Here is a 17934-nt window from a genome sequence, read left to right as displayed (position 1 = left end):
ATATCAATAGAGATTTTTATGTCGATTTCATCTTCTTTAAAACATTTTTCGTTATCTTTACTGCGCTTACCATTAAAACTTTTGGTTCGTGAGCAAGGGGCACCTTCTGATCCTAAGCAAGAGTTCGAACTCAATAACGAAGATCACATTATTTATATCTTAAGAAATCAATCGGTAACCGCCATCGAGTTACTTCGCCGCCAGGCTTCGCAACTTCAATTACCAACGGCTCGAGTTACCGATAAAAAATTAGCAGTACCCGAATCCGGTAGCTGCTTGTTCTTAAATAACAGACCCAGTGTTTTTCGTCGCAGTCGCGTTAATTCTGCCCATAAAGCTTCTATCGCTAAATTAGTTCAGGCACAAAAAGCGAATCCAGACAAAACATTTAAACTAGTCCCGGTTTCAATCTATTGGGGTCGCAGCCCAGGAAAAGAAAAATCCTTTTTACGCTATTTCATGTCAAACGTTGAGCAATCTGGTCGTTTTGCAAAGTTCTTTATCATGTTATTTTTAGGCCGCCAATGTTTAGTACAATATGGCGAACCGATTGCTCTTAATTCTTCACAAGTTAATCTCGATAATCCGCCTGAAAAGACAGCCCATAAACTGAGTCGTATTTTACGGGTGCACTTCAACCGTCAATGGGTCGCTACGGTGGGCCCGCGAACCGAAAATCGTCGTGATCTGATTGATGGCATTGTTGCTTCTGACCTGGTGCATCAGGCGGTTGATCGAGAAATCAAAAAAACTGGCAAAACTCGCGCACAAATTGAAAAACAGGCTGGTAAATACGTTAAAGAAATTGCCGCTAATTTTAGCCCGCGTATGATTCGCTTTTTGTCTACGACTTTGACCCGTCTGTGGAACAAGATTTATGCTGGAATCGAAGTTAACAATCTTAAGCAGGTGCGCCAGCTGGCAAAAGACCATGAGCTTGTTTACGTTCCTTGTCATCGTAGCCATGCTGATTATTTATTACTGTCTTATCAGCTCTACCATGAAGGCTTAGTCCCTCCGCACATTGCTGCAGGTATTAACTTGAATTTCTGGCCTGTTGGTTCTGTGCTTCGTCGCGGTGGCGCTTTCTTCTTGCGTCGTAGTTTCCGGGGTAACAAACTCTACACAGCAGTTTTCAATGAGTATTTATACCGTCTATTCAATAAGGGTATTCCCGTTGAATACTTTCAGGAAGGTGGTCGTAGTCGAACCGGACGCCTATTAACGCCCAAAACAGGCATGCTAGCCATGACAGTACAAAGTATGTTGCGGGGTATTCGTCGCCCAATCATATTTGTGCCAGTTTATATTGGCTATGAACGTATGTTTGAGGGTAAAAGTTATGTCGGTGAGTTACGTGGCCATGCTAAAAAGCAGGAATCTGTCGGACAATTACTGGGTGTTCGCAAAGCGTTAAAACGTTTTTACGGTAAAGTCTATCTTAACTTTGGCCAACCGTTAGCCCTGGAAGATTATCTAACCAAACAGAACATTGACTGGAGTGACTTTCAAGGCCAGGCTCAGGCTCGCCCAGAATGGCTTTCTAACTTTGTGACTGATCTTGGCGATGAAATCAATCGTCGTATCAATGCCGCAGTGAGCCTTAACAGTGTTTGTCTGGTGAGTCTGTCTTTATTAGCCACTCCACGTTTAGCTATGGACAAACAAGAGCTTATCGCTCATCTTGATTTGCTGATGACTTTTGCTCGTCAAGCACCTTACAGTGAGCACATCAATATACCCGAAGAAAATGGGTCACAGTTGTTAGACACAGCTCAAAAACTGGGCATGGTTCAGGAAATCAATGACCCTGCTGGTGATGTCATTTCAATCGAAGGTGATGAAGCGGTTCTATCGACTTATTACAGCAACAATATTTTGCACGTATTTGCATTGACCTCATTAATTGCCTCTATTTTTCAGCGTCATGATGACGTGACTCATGAGCATATTCAAAATGCCGTTAAGTCTGTTTACCCCTTCTTGCATCAAGAGTTGTATGTTCGCTGGGATATTAGTGAACTCGAAGAACGTACTGATCAACTCATCCAGACCATGCTTGATCATAAACTACTGTTTAAGCGTGGTGATGAATACATTCCTGCCGATAGCGAAGCGCCAGAATGGTCCCGCTTGATGTTACTGGCTCAGGCAGCGCAGCCTGCATTACAGCGTTATGCAATGAGTCTAACCATATTGTTTAGTTTACAACCCGAGCAAGTTATTCATCGCGCAGAGTTGGAGCAGGAAAGCCAAAAGCTGGCGCAACGTATCGCAGCTCTTTATGGCATCAATGCCCCCGAGTTCTTCGATAAGAACTTATTCAAAACTCAAGTAAAGGTTCTTAAAGAACAGGGGTGGGTGGAGCACAAAGAAGGTATTGGCATGCGTGCAACCGAAAGTTGCAAGGATCTTTATCAAAGCATATTGAGCATGCTGAGCGTGCCAGTTCAACAGGGTCTGCAGCAGGCAGCCCGTAGCTTACGCCAACAGGCTCGTGATCAAATTCTTCTGGTTGACAAAAACTCACCCGAATTGGTAGTGGAAGACGATACCGAGAAAAAGAAGTAACCCGACGTAATTATTATTCAAAAAGGCGTTGAAGCATTCTTGACGATCTCGAGTGCGACAACGCCACATTTGTATTCCTATCAATACCACCGCGATTACCCAACTAATGTAATAATAGACTCCATACTCTAACTGTTCTCCCAGTAAATACATGCCGATCAAGAACAGCGATTGAATAGTAGCCACCATTACCAAATCCATCTCACCAAATAATATTGCAGTCGATTTCAAACCCAGTCGCATATCATCCTCACGATCAACCATGCCATACAAGGTATCGTAAGCTAGCACCCATAACAGCGTGGAGGTGTAAATCACCCAGACAATAAGCGGTAACTCATTCTGAATCGCAGCAAAAGCCATTGGGATTGACCATGCAAAAGCCGCTCCTAATATCACTTGAGGGAAATAGGTATAACGTTTCATGAAAGGATAAGTTGCTGCCAAACCAATTGCCACAAAACTTAAGCTCACAGCAAACCAGTTCAAGGTCAGAGCCAGCGCGAAAGCTATCAACACCAACAATAAAAATAACTTAAGCGCCTCACGCGGCGTCACTTTATTCTGCGCTAGCGGCCTTTGACGAGTACGTTCCACATGCGCATCAAAATCACGGTCTGCATAATCATTAATCACACAACCCGCCGACCTCATTAGAAATACACCCAAACAGAATACCAACAGAATCCACAACGGCGGCAAACCCTCCGCCGCAATCCATAACGCCCACAGCGTCGGCCACAGCAATAAAAATGTACCAATCGGCTTATCCAACCGCATCAACAACGCATACTGACGCCATTTGTCTTTATTCAAGTTCATCCCCTTTGTTGAACGTCTTTATATAAATTTTTTCTTATGTTCATTTTTTGGACGAGCAAAAAACGAACCAAAAAACTCGCCCTAAAAGTTAGGCGCTTTGCGCTTCCCTCACTATCCAAAATCACTTAACGTGCCGCAAAACGAAACATCCTTGTTTCGAATTTGCTAAATTGGGCTGTCCTGCCCAATTTACACTATAATTTTGAATACTTCGGCTAACTTTTAATGGGTTATTTGGTGCTAGCCACTATCTCTAGTGGTCTATGAAACCTACTTACTTGTTTAATGGTATATCGGCTATATGCTGTTAAGTTACGCTTTTTTCTTACTCACAGAAGAAAAGTAACTCGCCCAAAGGCGAAATCTTAAATTGACCTTATACATATATCCCTGACAAAGCATTAACTCTTACCAGAGACAAGATAAATATTACCTATACAATGGCGCATCCGGCAAAAACACCTCACACACCAACATGCCATCGTCTTTATCTTTCTTTTTCCATAGCGAGCGTCTTGCCCACAGTTTGGGCTGTGCGGATTTCATTAATAGGTTTTCTTTCTCTAAATAACGAATAGTACTTTGGTAAAGCTGACTGGTTTCTTCAAGCTGACATACCTGCAGAAACTGTCGTCTTAATTCTTCATCTGAAAAAAGGATACTGCCTAGTGGTTTATTGCCAAGTTTCTCAATCAGATGTTTGCTACTAAATGGCATACTGGTTCTGGCAAAGATCCACGGCTGTTGCGGGCCGTATAGAACGACTTCTCGAACCTGACAGTTGACATCACCCTCTGTATTTAATGCTACAGCCTCTTCCGCTGTTAATATGCCAGCTCCTTCGTGCAATACCTCAAGCCTGACTTCATCAACATTTCGTGACAGCTTCTCGGTTAAAGAACCAAATTCTGCGAGCCATTCGGCCACATGAAAGGGAAGCTCTTTTATCGCAGCATCGTCGGCACTTTGCCAGTTATTAACATTCATCAGGTGTCAGCCTAAACCAAAGTGCAGTCATTGTACTGGATCTTAATCACAATACCCAAGTGTTAGCCACTCTTCCCAGCTAAGGCGTCTCTGCAGACTCCTTTCAAGGCTTCGACACTCGATAGACGGGTAAAATTGGGACGAATAATAAAGGCGATGCGACGATGCGGCCCCGGTTCTTTTAAATGCACTGCAGTTAATGCTTTGTTCTGTGAAATAAGCTGATCGAGTGCCATATCCGGGATCAGAGTCGTGCCAAGCTTTCCTAACACCATCTGGATCAGGGTATTCAAACTGGTAGCTCCAAAGCCATGTTCCGTTTGTTCTTTGCTTAATTTACAGGCATCCAGAATATGGTCTTTAAGGCAATGTCCTTCTTTGAGCAGCATCAGATTGCTGTGCATCATCTCATCGCTGGTGATTTCTTTTTGCTGGCTGTATTTATCGCCTTTTAAAGTCACCCAATAGAAATCCTCTTGCCAGAACTCCATGGTCAGCAAGCCATCACAGGCATAGGGTAAGGCCAGGATTGCGGTGTCCAGCTCACCTTTTTGCACCTTTTCCACCAATACATGCGACTGCTCTTCGACAATGCGCAATTCTGCATTGGGGAAGCGTTGATTGAGGATGGGAAACATCTTGGGCAGCAGATAAGGCGCAATGGTTGGAATGACGCCGACGGACAACGGGAAGCTTAACGGCTCTTTGAGGCTGGAAGAGAGATTTTGCAATGAATTGACCTGGGCGACGATTTCGCGTGCGCGATCCAGCACCTCTCTGCCAATCGGCGTCACCAGCACCTTTTTATTATCTCGCTCAAAGATCTGCACTCCCAGCTGCTCTTCCAACTGACTAAGTGCGGTGCTTAGCGCAGATTGGCTAACATGGCATTTATCCGCTGCCTTCTTGAAGTGTAAGGTTTCTTCGGCTGCCAGAGCATAAGTGAGCTGTTTGAATGAAAGCATGCTATTACCTGAATGATTACAGTTTATGTTCACTATTTTAGAACATAAACTTCAATATATCCAAATTTACTTATCATCATGGCATCGTTAAAGTAGTCCCCGAAGTCAATTACTTATTAATACTATTAGGAGATCCATTATATGGCACTTATCAACACTGAAATTAAACCATTTAAAGCGACAGCCTTTAAAAACGGCGAATTCGTTGAAGTTTCTAACAAAGACATCGAAGGCAAGTGGGCAGTCTTTTTCTTCTACCCAGCTGACTTCACATTCGTATGCCCTACCGAGCTAGGAGACCTTGCTGATCACTACGAAGAGCTGCAAAGCCGTGGCGTAGAAGTATTCTCAGTATCTACTGACACTCACTTCACGCACAAAGCATGGCACGAAACTTCAGACACTATCGGCAAAATCAACTACGCCATGATTGGCGACCCAACTGGCGAAATCACTCGTAACTTCGACGTTATGCGTGAAGGTCAAGGTCTTGCAGACCGTGGCACTTTCGTGGTTGACCCTGATGGTGTAATCCAGGTTATGGAAATCACTGCTGAAGGTGTTGGTCGTGACGCCGAAGAGTTGGTTCGTAAAATTAAAGCCGCTCAGTACGTACGCAACAACCCAGGTCAAGTTTGCCCAGCAGCTTGGAAAGAAGGTGAAGAAACTCTTGCTCCTTCATTAGACCTGGTAGGCAAAATCTAAGTAAGACTTTTATTAGTCATACTTCTAAGAATTGGCTGGCTTCGGCCAGCCAGCTCTCCGGAGCTTGAGCATTTTCTTCCCGGCATTTTATCTATAGAGCTGATGCTGGGCGGGAAATATCCAACCAACGCAAGACAAAGGTGTAATCCCAATGTTGAATAATCAAATTTTAGAAGCTTTGAAAGGCTATACCGCCAAGATGCAAAAGACGGTGACTTTCGTTTTGCAAACCGGTGAGCATTCAAAGCGTAATGAACTTAAAGACTTTTTAAGCAGTTTTGTCAGCGTAAGCGACAAACTGCAATTTGAAGAACGTGACCTGTCCGGTCAGGTGCGCAGCCCGATCAGCTTTATTCTTGAGGCAGACGGCGGTTCTGGCAAAGAAGATACAGGTATCCGTTTCTCAGGTATTCCATCCGGCCATGAGTTCAACTCATTAGTACTGGCCGTATTACAGGCAGCCGGCAGCCCAGTGAAGCTGGATGAGTCGTTAAAAAAGATGATAGCCAATGTGCAGCAACCGATGACATTTGAAGTTTTCATCAGCCTTAGCTGTCACAACTGTCCTGACGTGGTTCAGGCTCTTAATCAATTTGCCCTGTTAAACCCTAACATTGAGACAGAGATGATTGACGGTGGCTTGTTCCAGGACATGGTCAAAGAACGCGACATTCAAGGCGTGCCCAGTGTTTACCTTAACGGCGAACTATTCGCTAACGGTAAAGTGACTGCAGCCGAACTGATTGATAAATTACTGGAAAAAGATCCCGGCATTGCTCAGGCAGGTGCTGGCGAAAAGATGCCATTACAGGATGTGGTTGTTATTGGCGGTGGCCCGGCAGGCGTTGGCTCTGCAATATACAGCGCACGCAAAGGCTTAAAGGTCACCTTGATTGCTGACCGTATCGGTGGTCAGGTCAAAGACACCATGGGTATTGAAAACCTGATTTCTGTACCAAAGACTACCGGCCCAGAATTATCAGGTGCTTTACAGGCGCACCTGAATGATTACGACGTTACTGTTAAAGAGCATCTGCGTGTCACTAACGTTGAGCAAGGCGATATTAAAAGTATCACCCTGTCATCAGGTGAAGTTATTGACAGCAAAACTTTAATCATTGCCACTGGTGCCAAATGGCGCGAACTGGGCATTCCCGGTGAGAAGGAAAATATTGGTAATGGCGTTGCTTACTGTCCGCATTGTGATGGCCCATTCTTCAAAGGAAAAGACGTGGCAGTAATCGGTGGCGGTAATTCAGGTATTGAAGCTGCGCTCGATTTGGCGGGCATTGTTAAGTCTGTAACCGTGTTTGAATTTATGCCAGACCTGAAGGCAGACAAGGTGTTGGTTGATCAGGCAGAAGCCCGTGACAATATCACCATCTTGCGTAATGTAGCGACCAAAGAAATCCATGCCGACAACGGCAAGGTTTTAGCAATTGAATATCAGGATCGCGCTACAGAAGCATTGCATACATTGAAACTGGATGGTGTTTTTGTACAAATTGGTCTGGTGCCTAACAGCAAGTTCCTGGGTGATGTGGTTGAGCTAACGCGTTTTGGTGAAGTGGTGATTAACGAGAAGTGCGAAACGTCACAGCCCGGTATCTACGCTTGCGGAGATGTGACTACAGTGCCATACAAGCAAATCGTAGTCGCCATGGGCGAAGGCGCTAAAGCATCACTGGCCTCCTTCGAGTACCTGCTGGCTAACTCATCGAAGCTTGAAGCCATGTATCAAGATCATCAATCAAGCCAGTCGGCAGCGGCATAAATACTTATCTTGTTTAGTTAGTCATGGCGGGCCAAAGTGCCCGCCTTTTTTATACCATTCTTCTGGTAGGGGCAGGCCAATGTGCCTGCCCTTTTTAATTCTAGTTTTCGAACTGTAGGGTGGGCCTTGGCCCACCGATAAATATTATACAGGCACTTCTAGATATCAGGGTAAGAGCAGCTTGTCCCTACAATCTTACTTAACTCCAGTAGGTTGGTGATGAGCGAAGCGAATCCCAACACCTTAGATATAGTCGATAGGGTTATGTTGGGATTCGCTTCGCTCATCACCAACCTACTACGAGCTTTTTTTCTATCAATCTGTCCTACAAACCCAATTGCATTTGGCCCATCTTCATGGCTTAATAACTATTACCAAGGAGGTTATTATGTCACTAGTACTGGTCGAAACTTATCCCAACACCATGCAGGCGCACATCGCCCGCGGCCTTCTTGAATCCCACGGTATTAACGCCACCATTCTGCACGAACACACCCACAGCACCTACTCATTCGCCCTGGGCGAAGTACCGCTTATGGTTGACGAAGAAAATTATATTCGAGCGAAAGAAATATTGAATGACGAGTTGCCGCCAGATCCGATTGAAAGCTTTTCGGCTTAACCTAAAAGCTTTAGCGTTCAACCGGGTTATTCAGCTTCCACAGCTCAAAACCACCGTCCATACTGTAGACTTCTTTAAAGCCTTGTCCGGCAAAATATTGAGCCGCTGGTTGGCTGCTGTTGCCGTGATAACAGACCACAACAAGAGGTTTGTCTTTATCCGATTCCTGGATAAATTCTGCGGCATTCTGGTTGTTGATACTTTTTGCATTGGGCATATGCCCGGCGGCATAAGATTGCGGATCGCGGATATCAGCCAATAAAACGTCCTTGTCTTGCATTAGCTGTTTGGTGTCTTCAATACTGATTCTTTTAAACATGTGGTTACTCTAAAAAACTTGGGTCTAAAAAGCTCTGGTTTTTGCCGTGATGTAACCTAACAGGCCACCACTGAGCAGGCCAATTAAGTGGGCGGCGTTGGCAATGTTGCCGAGCAGCCCGGTAAAGCCTAAGACTAACCACAATAACATAAACTGCATTAGACCCGGATGAACATGCATTGGGAAAAAGGGGTCGAAACGACGGCGAATAAAGTTAAAGCCCAACAAGCCATAAACTACACCGGACATACCACCAAATCCTTCTGGGTATGGACTATCCATTAAGGTAGCACTGTAATACTGTCCAACATTGGACAAAATTCCGGTGATTAAAACTAACGCAAGCAAATACCAGGCACTTCGTGCCTTCTCAATTGAACCTCCCTGATCCCATAACCACATCATGTTAAATAATAAATGTATAGGGAAAGCTCCAATCATAAAATGTAAGAAGATGGGAGTTATAAGACGATGTACCTGCCCTTGTTGAATTAGAGACCAATCAAACCAAAACCAATCACTATAATCATTGGTGCCTGACATGGTCAAAATACTGACCAAAACTGAAATAGCAACCAGGGTTTTGGTCATCCAACCTGCCTGGGATAGAAAATCTTTAAGCATCATTTTCCTCGTATTGTCTTATCATGCCTATATGTGGGATGCCATCTTCGAGATAGGGTTCCGTTACCGTGCTAAAACCTAAGGTCGTATAAAAATCTTCAAGGTATTCTTGTGCACTGATTTTAATATCTTTGGAAAAATGTTGGTCGTTGTAACTCAACGCCAGTTGCAACATTTCTCGCGCCAGACCTTGCTTACGGGCTGATTGTTCAGTGCAAACCCGACCAATCGCAGCCAAGCCCTGATAATGCTCCAACGACTCAAACAAACGCAAATAACCTACCAGTTTGCCATCATTGTATGCCAGCAAATGCATGGCCTCTTTATCCAGACCATCCAGGTCCTGATAGGGACAATTTTGCTCCACGCAAAACACATCAAGACGAAGCTGTATCAGATCATACAGCTCCTTCTTGGACAAACCATTCCAACTTCGCCAACGAATACCTATTCCCAAAATCACCTCAATCTGTACAGTTTACCCTGTCATTGACAGCGAGCACATCTTAGATCCCCTTATATTGAGCTGAGGAGATCTCAAGTCATAGCAATCAAAATCGTGGATGATTTTGATAGTAAAATTCAGGCCATGGAAGGCCTGTATTTTATGGTACCCAAGGGGGCAGACCCTGCGTTAAGTGGCTTGAGAGCTTCGAAGGCAGTCATTCATAGAATGACCTCAATATCGGGGTGGCCTTCTTTTACGAAGCACATCCATGTGCTTCGCTCTTCGAGTGGCTCCGCCATTCAAAATCGTTCCAGACGATTTTGTGGTTCCTTTATAGCAAGACAAATTTGTCCGGAACAAATTTGAACAGCGGCATACTAAGCCGCTGGCTTTAGCGAAATACAAGGATGTATTTCGTAAAAGTAACTCGCTGAGTAGCGAAAACGCCACTTAATATTTACTGTATCCCCTAAGAAGTTAATATCAAATTAACTCTATACTAATCCCAACTCAAGACCACTTTGCCAGACTGACCGCTGGCCATGGTTTCAAAGCCGGTTTCAAATTCATCAATCTTAAAGCGGTGGGTAATAATCGGTGAAACATCGAGACCGGATTGCAGCATGGCGATCATCTTGTACCAGGTTTCATACATTTCACGACCATAAATACCTTTGATGATTAGGCCTTTGAAAATGACCTGATTCCAGTCAATAGCCAAATCGCTGGAAGGAATACCCAACATGGCAATCTTGCCGCCATGATTAATCGCTTGCAGCATAGACTTGAAGGCTGAAGGCACGCCCGACATTTCCAGGCCTACATCGAAGCCTTCGATCATGCCGATTTCCTTCATCACATCTTCCAGTTTTTCCTGGCTGACATTAACCGTTCGCGTCGCACCCATCTGCTTTGCTAAATCCAGACGGTAATCATTAATATCGGTAATCACCACATGACGGGCACCAGCATGGCGGGCTATCGCGGCAGCCATAATGCCAATCGGGCCAGCACCGGTAATCAATACATCTTCGCCCACCAGATCAAAAGACAAGGCGGTATGCGCAGCGTTGCCGAGCGGGTCCAGAATCGAAGCGACTTCGTCAGAAATATCATCTGGAATCTTGTAGGCATTTTCGGCAGGTATCACCAGGTATTCGCCAAAGGCACCGGGACGATTTACGCCAACACCGACGGTATTACGGCACAAATGACGACGGCCAGCGCGACAATTACGGCAGACACCACAGGTAATATGGCCTTCGCCAGAAACACGGTCACCAACCTTTAAACCTTTAACTTCCTGCCCGATTTCTTCAATCACACCAACGTATTCGTGGCCAACAGTCATTGGCACTGGAATGGTACTTTGCGCCCATTCATCCCAATGATAAATGTGCATATCGGTGCCGCAAATAGCGGTTTTCTTAATCTTAATTAAAACGTCATTGTGGCCCAACTCCGGTTTAGGATGATCGACCATCCAAATGCCTTTCTCGGCTTTGGCCTTACTTAATGTTTTCATACTTTCTACCCCAACCAGAATTAACTAATCACGCCCAATTCTTTGCCTACTTTTTCAAAAGCAGCAATCGCGCGATCAATGTGTTCAATATCGTGTGCGGCTGACATCTGCGTACGAATCCGCGCCTGACCTTTCGGTACTACCGGGAATGAGAAGCCGATAACATAGATGCCTTCTTGCAGCATCATGTCGGCAAACTTACTGGCCAAAGAAGCATCGCCTAACATCACTGGAATGATTGGGTGCTCGCCTGGAACTAATTCAAAACCTAACGCAGTCATTCTTTCGCGGAAGTACTCACTGTTATGGCGCAGCTTTTTACGCAAACCATCTCCTGCCTCCAGCATATCCAGCACTTTTAAGCTGGCTGCAGCAATCACTGGTGCCAAAGTATTAGAGAACAGGTACGGGCGCGAGCGCTGGCGCAACCATTCTACAACCTCTTTACTGGCTGAGGTATAACCACCAGATGCTCCACCTAAGGCTTTGCCTAATGTACCGGTGATAATATCTACTCGCCCCATCACGTCGCAAAACTCATGCGAACCTTTACCCTTTTCGCCAATAAAGCCAACAGCATGTGAATCATCAACCATCACCAACGCATTATATTTATCGGCCAGGTCACACACTGACTTTAGATCAGCAATAATGCCATCCATCGAGAAAACGCCATCGGTTACGATTAACTTATAACGGGCACCATCAGCATCGGCCTGTTGCAATTGCTTTTCGAGTTCGGCCATATCGTTATTGGCATAACGATAGCGTTTTGCCTTACAAAGACGCACGCCATCGATAATAGAAGCATGATTTAAAGCATCGGAAATCACTGCATCTTCCGCGTCCAACAATGTTTCAAACAAACCGCCGTTAGCATCAAAACATGAAGAGTAAAGAATGGTGTCTTCCATACCCAAGAAGTCGCTAATACGTTTCTCCAGCTCTTTATGAACTTTTTGTGTACCACAGATGAAACGAACTGAAGCCATGCCATAACCGTATTCATCCAAGGCTTTCTGGCCAGCTCTGATCAGCTCAGGATTATTTGCCAGGCCAAGATAATTATTGGCGCAGAAGTTCAAAACATCCTCACCTGTTGTCACATGAATATCAGCAGCCTGCTGTGAGTCAATGACTCTTTCTTTCTTATAGAGGCCTGCCTCTTTAACTTCATCAATATTGTGTTGGATATGCTTTAGAAATTCTTGATTCATGAAATAACCTTTTGAATTTAAATGCCCGCTAGCTTTGGGCAATTTGAAACTGGTAAACTGCCGCCATTCTAACATCTATGCCTGAAATTTACTCTATGATGGTATGAAAATTATACGGCTGGTTTGGAGAACATATGGAGAGTAGCTGGACCAGAGGTAAACCTCAGGTCCGACTGTATTAAATTCAGCTATTTGGAGCCACTTCTTACCACTTAAACTGAGTGCCTTTGATCTTCTCACTGATACTATTTTTTATTGCCAATGCATCGTCGAGATTGATATAAGGGATGTTGATATGGTGTGCTCCGACCATAGCCCCAGCGGTATCGACTTCCAGACTTGCCATTCGATGGCGACGGTCAAAAGGACTTTCTTTAACGGCTATGGTTTGCGTTTTCGGTAAACGTACAAAAGTACACTTACTAAAGATCACGCCATCTTTGAAGCCAATCACTTCATCATTCAGTGAGTAGCCTGCGGTACGGATATAGGCTTTAGAATAATAGACGCTGTACAGCCCCCAGATAAGCAGCCAAACCGGGTAAGCATAAATTGAATAAAGTAAAGTGGGCAATCCAACCACCAAACCAATAATGAGCATGACTTTAAGCACGCGACGCCAGCCTTTCGGATTCAATCCTTTCCACTCAATTGTACCCCAGTCTACATCAGCTTGAATTTCTTTGAGCAACTCATCACGCATGGTATTAGGCGCTACTGGTATCACCTGTTTCATACTGACGCCCTGCTGCTCATTATTAACGCCGCCTGCTGTTTCTATGGTAATACCAATCCGCTTAAACCAGCGATGCAGTAAAGACTCATGAATAGTTAGCGACTGGATACGTGTCATTGGAATGGTCGCTTGCAAACGAGTGAGCAACCCCAAGGTTGCTTGCAATTTATCTTTAGCTTTAATCAACACAAAACCGTGGAACTTAAGCAAGGCCATAGCGATAGACAGCAGCCAAAGGGCTAGTATTGCTGCAATAATGCCAACCAAAGTCAGAACCGTAAAATACAACCAGTCATTTTCCATCTGAACACTGCTAACTAAGCCATCAACCCATTGTGTAAACTGTGAAATATAACTTTTAAATAATCGTTCAACCTGATTGTCCATGAACTGCATGACAAAACCAAAAAAGATCGCGACCGCTACAATTCCGCGATTGGTGATCATCCCGTAGCGAACGATTTCACCAAATGGCAAACTCAGAATACTGTCTTTTCCCTCTTCGCTCTGTTCTTTTTCCTGCTGCTCTTCTTCGCCATTAATTTTCTGCTTGAGTAAATTAACCGCCTGCATATCAATGACGCTTATAACCGCTTCTGGCTTGCCGCCCGATGCAGACTCAAGCTGGACTTTCACCACACCAAACAAACGGTGCAAAGGTGATTGCACCATATTTAAATTCTGAATTTTTTTGTAAGGTACCTGGCGAACGTTGCGAAAGAAAATCCCTTCTTTTACCCTAATTCTGTCGCCTTCCAGCCAATAGCGATAAAAGCGGTACTGAGCAATTGCGAACAAACTGATAATCAGTGCAAAACCCAGAGCATATAACTCCCACGAGTTGCCACGCGATCCCAGCAGGGCAACTAATATGGGCAGAATCAGCTTCTTAATATTGTCAAAAAGAATAAATAACGGGGAAATTTTATGAAGCCGATGAGCATTAGAATCAGACTGCATCACTTTCGCCTTCCTCTTGCAACACTGAGCGCAGCTCATGCGCGGTATCAAGTAATATGCCTTCTAGTGAAACCGATGCATCACGCGTTCCAGCAGTATGGGTCACCAGCTTGCCCAGTTTATACTTGCGCTCTAATGGGCCCTGAGCAACATCAGTATGCTGAACGCGATTAAAAGGAACCAGTGTTTTCTTGCGCCACCAGACACCCCTCTGAATATACAGCCCCTCATCTGCAAGCCAGTACCAAGTATAGTCATAAGATTTTCTGGCCCAGATAAAACCAATGGTAAAAATCAGCAAGCCAACCCCAACTCCAATTGCTAAGAGTAAATAAGTCTCGCTGAGTATTCCTGCCACGCTGGGCAAAAGCATAATAATAAGACTGACAATTGCGGTAGTGATTCGTGAAACTTTAATTGAATCTGGATGAAGGCGTTGTTTGTTATCCGGCAACTGCTCGATAAGACTCGCATCTTGAGCCTGTTCTTGAGTGCTGCTCGGATTAGTAGTTGGGTCTTGATGTTGTTCTTGTTCGTTGCTCATAAGCGGTTTTCCCCAAAGCTTACTTGATGAGTAGAATTATATCGCGTACCAAGATACAACACTGTAGCAGAATGTTACAGTCTGTTATTCCTCTTCGCTTCGTTTCAATGCTTCCATACCGCCATGCAAGCTATAAACACAGGAAAAATCTGCCTGTATTAAAAGGCTTGCTGCGTTAAAGCTCTTCTGTCCTACCTGACACACTAGTACCAAAGGTTGATCAGGATCCAATTGATTAATATAACTGCCGAATTCGGTAATCGGAATATTTTCCACTTCTGCTTTTTGACTGATTGATAACGATACTAACTGCTCTTTATCTGTCACATGGTTGCTTTTATCTCTAACATCAATCAACAAAGGAGCATCGCTTTGACTAACCCATTGCCTTAAATCCTGAGGGCTGATTAATTGGACCTCTTCTGATTCTTGCCACTTAAATTGAGTCATAGTTCAGGCCTATACCGTTCGATTAAATTCATCATCTGCTGTGTTGTTTGCTCGGGATTTTCTGCCTTGCTGATTGCCGAAATCATTGCAATGCCCGAAACGCCCGTCGCCGCGACTTCAGGAATTCTTTGTTCGTTAATTCCACCAATCGCAATCCATGGATATGATGCGAGTAACTTTTTCCAGTAGCTTAGATGGTTTATGCCATGTGGAATCCATGGCATTTGCTTGCTGTCGGTATGATAGACAGGACCACAGGCTAAATAGCTGGGTTGGATGGCATGAGCACGTGCTACTTCATAAAAACAATGAGTGCTAATACCTAAATGCAAGCCTGCTTCACTTATCTCTGCTAGATTGGCATCATCTAAATCTTCCTGTCCTAAATGAACTCCAAAAGCACCGTGCTTTATCGCCAGCTGCCAATAATCATTGATAAACAGTCTTGCGCCATATTGCTTGCCAGTTTCTATTGCGGTAATGATTTCATGTTCTAAATCTTCACCCTGTAGATCTTTAACTCGTAATTGAATGGTACCAATACCCAAGGGCAATAATCGTTCTAGCCATTGCGCACTGTCAACCACAGGATACAAGCCTAATATCTGGTTGCTTAGAGAAGGAAATTGATATTCGCTTAACGCGTACTGCCTGGTTAATCGGGGCATGTCCTGTTCTTCGGCAGGCCATGACTGTACCGCTAACGGTCCTTTCTGTTCTCTGACAGGATAGCTGTATCTCAATCCCTGATTTAATACCATCTTACCAATCACTACCGCATCTTCCACGGAGTAATCCAAAGCCAATGCTGTTGCTATGGCTGATGATAAAACACAACCCGTTCCGCGAACATTATCCGTTTCTTTTCGTTCGCTATGTAGCCAAAACTGATGCTTATGATTAACGAAGAAATCTGAAGCCTGTTCCGAAGGCCAATGGCCGCCTTTCACTAGCACAGCGCTAACGCCTAATTCTAATAATTTCTTAGACTGACTTTCTATATCTTCTATAGATTTAATTTCCTGGCCCGTTAATCTTACCAGCTCATTAATATTCGGGGTGAACACCGTAACAAAAGGCAATAAAGCTTTTAACTGTTCTAATACTTCGTCTGGCATAAACTGTGTACCAGAGGAGCTTTCTATCACTGGATCTAAAACCAGTTTGATAGGTTTGTCGGCTTGTTCAAGAAAAGCGATTAATAACTCAAGTGACTCTTTGCTGGGTAATAAACCTACTTTAATTGCATCCGGTTTTCCCAGTTCTTCTAAAGCTGTCAACTGCGAATGTAGCTGCTCTTTTGAGGAAGGATTTATCGCTATAACACGCTGGCTGTTTTGCGCAGTTACTGCCGTGGTTACACAGCAGGCGTGAGCACCCAATGCCTGTATAGTCCGTACATCAGCTATCTGTCCAGCCATACCCGAGTTATCTAGTCCTGCATAACTCCAGACAATTGCTTTGCCTTGAGTTTTCATGACTCTTGTTGCCAGAAAGGTTTGCCAAGAACTGGTGTGCTGGGTTTTGCCAAATCACGTTGTGGCATGGCGCCAGCTTGATAAGCATTACGTCCGGCATTGACCGCATCTTTAAATGCAGTCGCCATTAACACCGGATTCTCAGCCTGCGCAATCGCCGTATTCAACAATACTGCATCAAAGCCCATTTCCATCGCCTGCGCAGCATGAGACGGAAGTCCTAACCCTGCATCGATAACCATCGGTACATCTGGCAAGCGCTTACGCAACGTTTGTAATGCATAAGGATCCGTTAAGCCACGCCCCGTTCCAATCGGCGCACCCCACGGCATTAAAATATTACAACCCGCATCCAACAAACGCTGACACAGCACCAAATCATCAGTGCAGTACGGAAACACTTCAAAACCACGCTTGACCAACTCCTTGGTTGCTTCCACCAATTGAAACGGATCCGGTTGCAGATTGTATTCATCACCAATCACTTCAAGCTTAATCCAATTGGTTTGGAAAATTTCCCGCGCCATTTCAGCAGTCGTTATCGCTTCCTTGGCCGAATGACAACCTGCCGTATTCGGTAACCAATGGCAATTCAACTGCTGCAGTTGCTTCCAGAAATTTTCACCACCTAAGCCCTGACGTCTCACCGACACAGTCACTATTTCAGCGCCAGAAGCTTTAATCGAATCCAGCATAATCTGTGGCGACGGATATAAAGCCGTACCGACAAATAATCTGCTTTGAATGTCTTTTCCAGCAATTTTTAGCATATTACTTTCAGTTCCCGTAGGTTGGTGATGAGCGTAGCGAATCCCAACACTATCCTTCATATATTTAAAATGTTGGGATTCGCTACGCTCATCACCAACCTACGATTTGTCTTTTGTAATGTCATAATCTTCAACCAAAACGGTACCCCTAGGAATAGGTCACTTGCTAATACAGCCAGCAATCATACAAAACCCCGATCTTCCCGATAAAGCAAAAAAGCTAAACAATTACGCGGCCGGCTATCTACTTATCTCAAACCTATTGCACTTGTTAAATTGTCTAAGCTAAGCTGGGGCGAGGCAAAATTGATTCTTGGAGCAGGAGTTTGCTTGTGACAAATGACTGTGACAATAATCAATTTTAACAAAGCCCTATACTCACCGATAAAGCAAAAAAGCTAAACAATTACGCGGCAA

Annotated in this window: 17 protein-coding genes; 4 read left to right on the top strand and 13 right to left on the bottom strand. The window is 44.4% G+C overall.

Annotated elements, in window-relative coordinates:
- Positions 1-18: 18 nt before the first annotated feature.
- Complete coding sequence (plsB, locus tag ACYTXU_RS12905; protein ID WP_462207212.1) at positions 19-2571, top strand: glycerol-3-phosphate 1-O-acyltransferase PlsB; 2553 nt, start codon at positions 19-21, stop codon at positions 2569-2571.
- On the opposite strand, the gene ubiA is transcribed toward plsB, so the two are convergent.
- The 3 genes from ubiA to ACYTXU_RS12890 form a co-directional block, all read right to left on the bottom strand.
- The gene (ubiA, locus tag ACYTXU_RS12900; RefSeq protein WP_462207210.1) at positions 2527-3393 is read right to left on the bottom strand and encodes a 4-hydroxybenzoate octaprenyltransferase; all 867 of its coding nucleotides are present in this window, start codon (positions 3391-3393) and stop codon (positions 2527-2529) included. The two genes, plsB and ubiA, sit on opposite strands and share 45 nt — an antisense overlap.
- Positions 3394-3822: 429 nt before the next feature.
- On the bottom strand, positions 3823-4380 hold the full coding sequence (locus ACYTXU_RS12895; protein ID WP_462207208.1) for a chorismate--pyruvate lyase family protein: 558 nt from the start codon (positions 4378-4380) through the stop codon (positions 3823-3825).
- 62 nt (positions 4381-4442) lie between these two features.
- On the bottom strand, positions 4443-5345 hold the full coding sequence (locus tag ACYTXU_RS12890; protein WP_462207206.1) for a LysR substrate-binding domain-containing protein: 903 nt from the start codon (positions 5343-5345) through the stop codon (positions 4443-4445).
- Between the two features lie 141 nt (positions 5346-5486).
- Between ACYTXU_RS12890 and ahpC the strand changes: the two genes are divergently transcribed.
- The 3 genes from ahpC to ACYTXU_RS12875 all read left to right on the top strand — a co-directional run bounded on the left by ahpC (position 5487) and on the right by ACYTXU_RS12875 (position 8446).
- A complete protein-coding gene (gene ahpC, locus ACYTXU_RS12885) occupies positions 5487-6050 on the top strand; it encodes an alkyl hydroperoxide reductase subunit C (protein WP_018623534.1) in 564 nt (187 codons plus the stop codon).
- 151 nt (positions 6051-6201) lie between these two features.
- Complete coding sequence (ahpF, locus tag ACYTXU_RS12880) at positions 6202-7824, top strand: alkyl hydroperoxide reductase subunit F (protein ID WP_462207204.1); 1623 nt, start codon at positions 6202-6204, stop codon at positions 7822-7824.
- A 388-nt stretch (positions 7825-8212) separates the two neighbouring features.
- Positions 8213-8446 (top strand): putative signal transducing protein, encoded by a 234-nt coding sequence (locus tag ACYTXU_RS12875; protein ID WP_462207203.1) that lies wholly within the window; start codon positions 8213-8215, stop codon positions 8444-8446.
- A 10-nt stretch (positions 8447-8456) separates the two neighbouring features.
- On the opposite strand, the gene glpE is transcribed toward ACYTXU_RS12875, so the two are convergent.
- The 10 genes from glpE to ACYTXU_RS12825 all read right to left on the bottom strand — a co-directional run bounded on the left by glpE (position 8457) and on the right by ACYTXU_RS12825 (position 17517).
- Positions 8457-8765, bottom strand: a complete 309-nt coding sequence (gene glpE / locus ACYTXU_RS12870; RefSeq protein WP_462207201.1) for a thiosulfate sulfurtransferase GlpE — start codon at positions 8763-8765, stop codon at positions 8457-8459.
- Positions 8766-8789: 24 nt separating this feature from the next.
- The gene (locus tag ACYTXU_RS12865; RefSeq protein WP_462207199.1) at positions 8790-9392 is read right to left on the bottom strand and encodes a rhomboid family intramembrane serine protease; all 603 of its coding nucleotides are present in this window, start codon (positions 9390-9392) and stop codon (positions 8790-8792) included.
- A complete protein-coding gene (locus ACYTXU_RS12860) occupies positions 9382-9852 on the bottom strand; it encodes a GNAT family N-acetyltransferase (protein ID WP_462207197.1) in 471 nt (156 codons plus the stop codon). Before ACYTXU_RS12860 ends, ACYTXU_RS12865 begins: the two co-directional genes overlap by 11 nt.
- A 484-nt stretch (positions 9853-10336) precedes the next feature.
- Positions 10337-11362 (bottom strand): L-threonine 3-dehydrogenase, encoded by a 1026-nt coding sequence (gene tdh / locus ACYTXU_RS12855; RefSeq protein WP_462207195.1) that lies wholly within the window; start codon positions 11360-11362, stop codon positions 10337-10339.
- A 20-nt stretch (positions 11363-11382) separates the two neighbouring features.
- Complete coding sequence (locus ACYTXU_RS12850; protein ID WP_462207194.1) at positions 11383-12579, bottom strand: glycine C-acetyltransferase; 1197 nt, start codon at positions 12577-12579, stop codon at positions 11383-11385.
- A 205-nt stretch (positions 12580-12784) separates the two neighbouring features.
- Entirely contained in the window at positions 12785-14275 is a 1491-nt protein-coding gene (locus ACYTXU_RS12845) for a PH domain-containing protein (RefSeq protein ID WP_462207192.1), read from the bottom strand.
- A complete protein-coding gene (locus tag ACYTXU_RS12840; protein WP_462207190.1) occupies positions 14265-14819 on the bottom strand; it encodes a PH domain-containing protein in 555 nt (184 codons plus the stop codon). Before ACYTXU_RS12840 ends, ACYTXU_RS12845 begins: the two co-directional genes overlap by 11 nt.
- 84 nt (positions 14820-14903) lie before the next feature.
- Positions 14904-15269: a rhodanese-like domain-containing protein gene (locus ACYTXU_RS12835; RefSeq protein ID WP_462207188.1), complete on the bottom strand. Its 366-nt coding sequence runs from the start codon at positions 15267-15269 to the stop codon at positions 14904-14906.
- Entirely contained in the window at positions 15266-16747 is a 1482-nt protein-coding gene (gene thiE / locus ACYTXU_RS12830; RefSeq protein ID WP_462207187.1) for a thiamine phosphate synthase, read from the bottom strand. Before thiE ends, ACYTXU_RS12835 begins: the two co-directional genes overlap by 4 nt.
- Positions 16744-17517, bottom strand: coding sequence for a thiazole synthase (locus ACYTXU_RS12825; RefSeq protein WP_462207185.1), 774 nt, complete (start codon positions 17515-17517; stop codon positions 16744-16746). The genes thiE and ACYTXU_RS12825 overlap by 4 nt, the downstream gene beginning before the upstream one ends.
- Between the last annotated feature and the right edge of the window lie 417 nt (positions 17518-17934).

This window comes from Kangiella sp. M94 (assembly GCF_054926195.1).
Note: the sequence above shows the minus strand (reverse complement) of the source record. Positions and strands in the feature narration are given on the sequence as shown.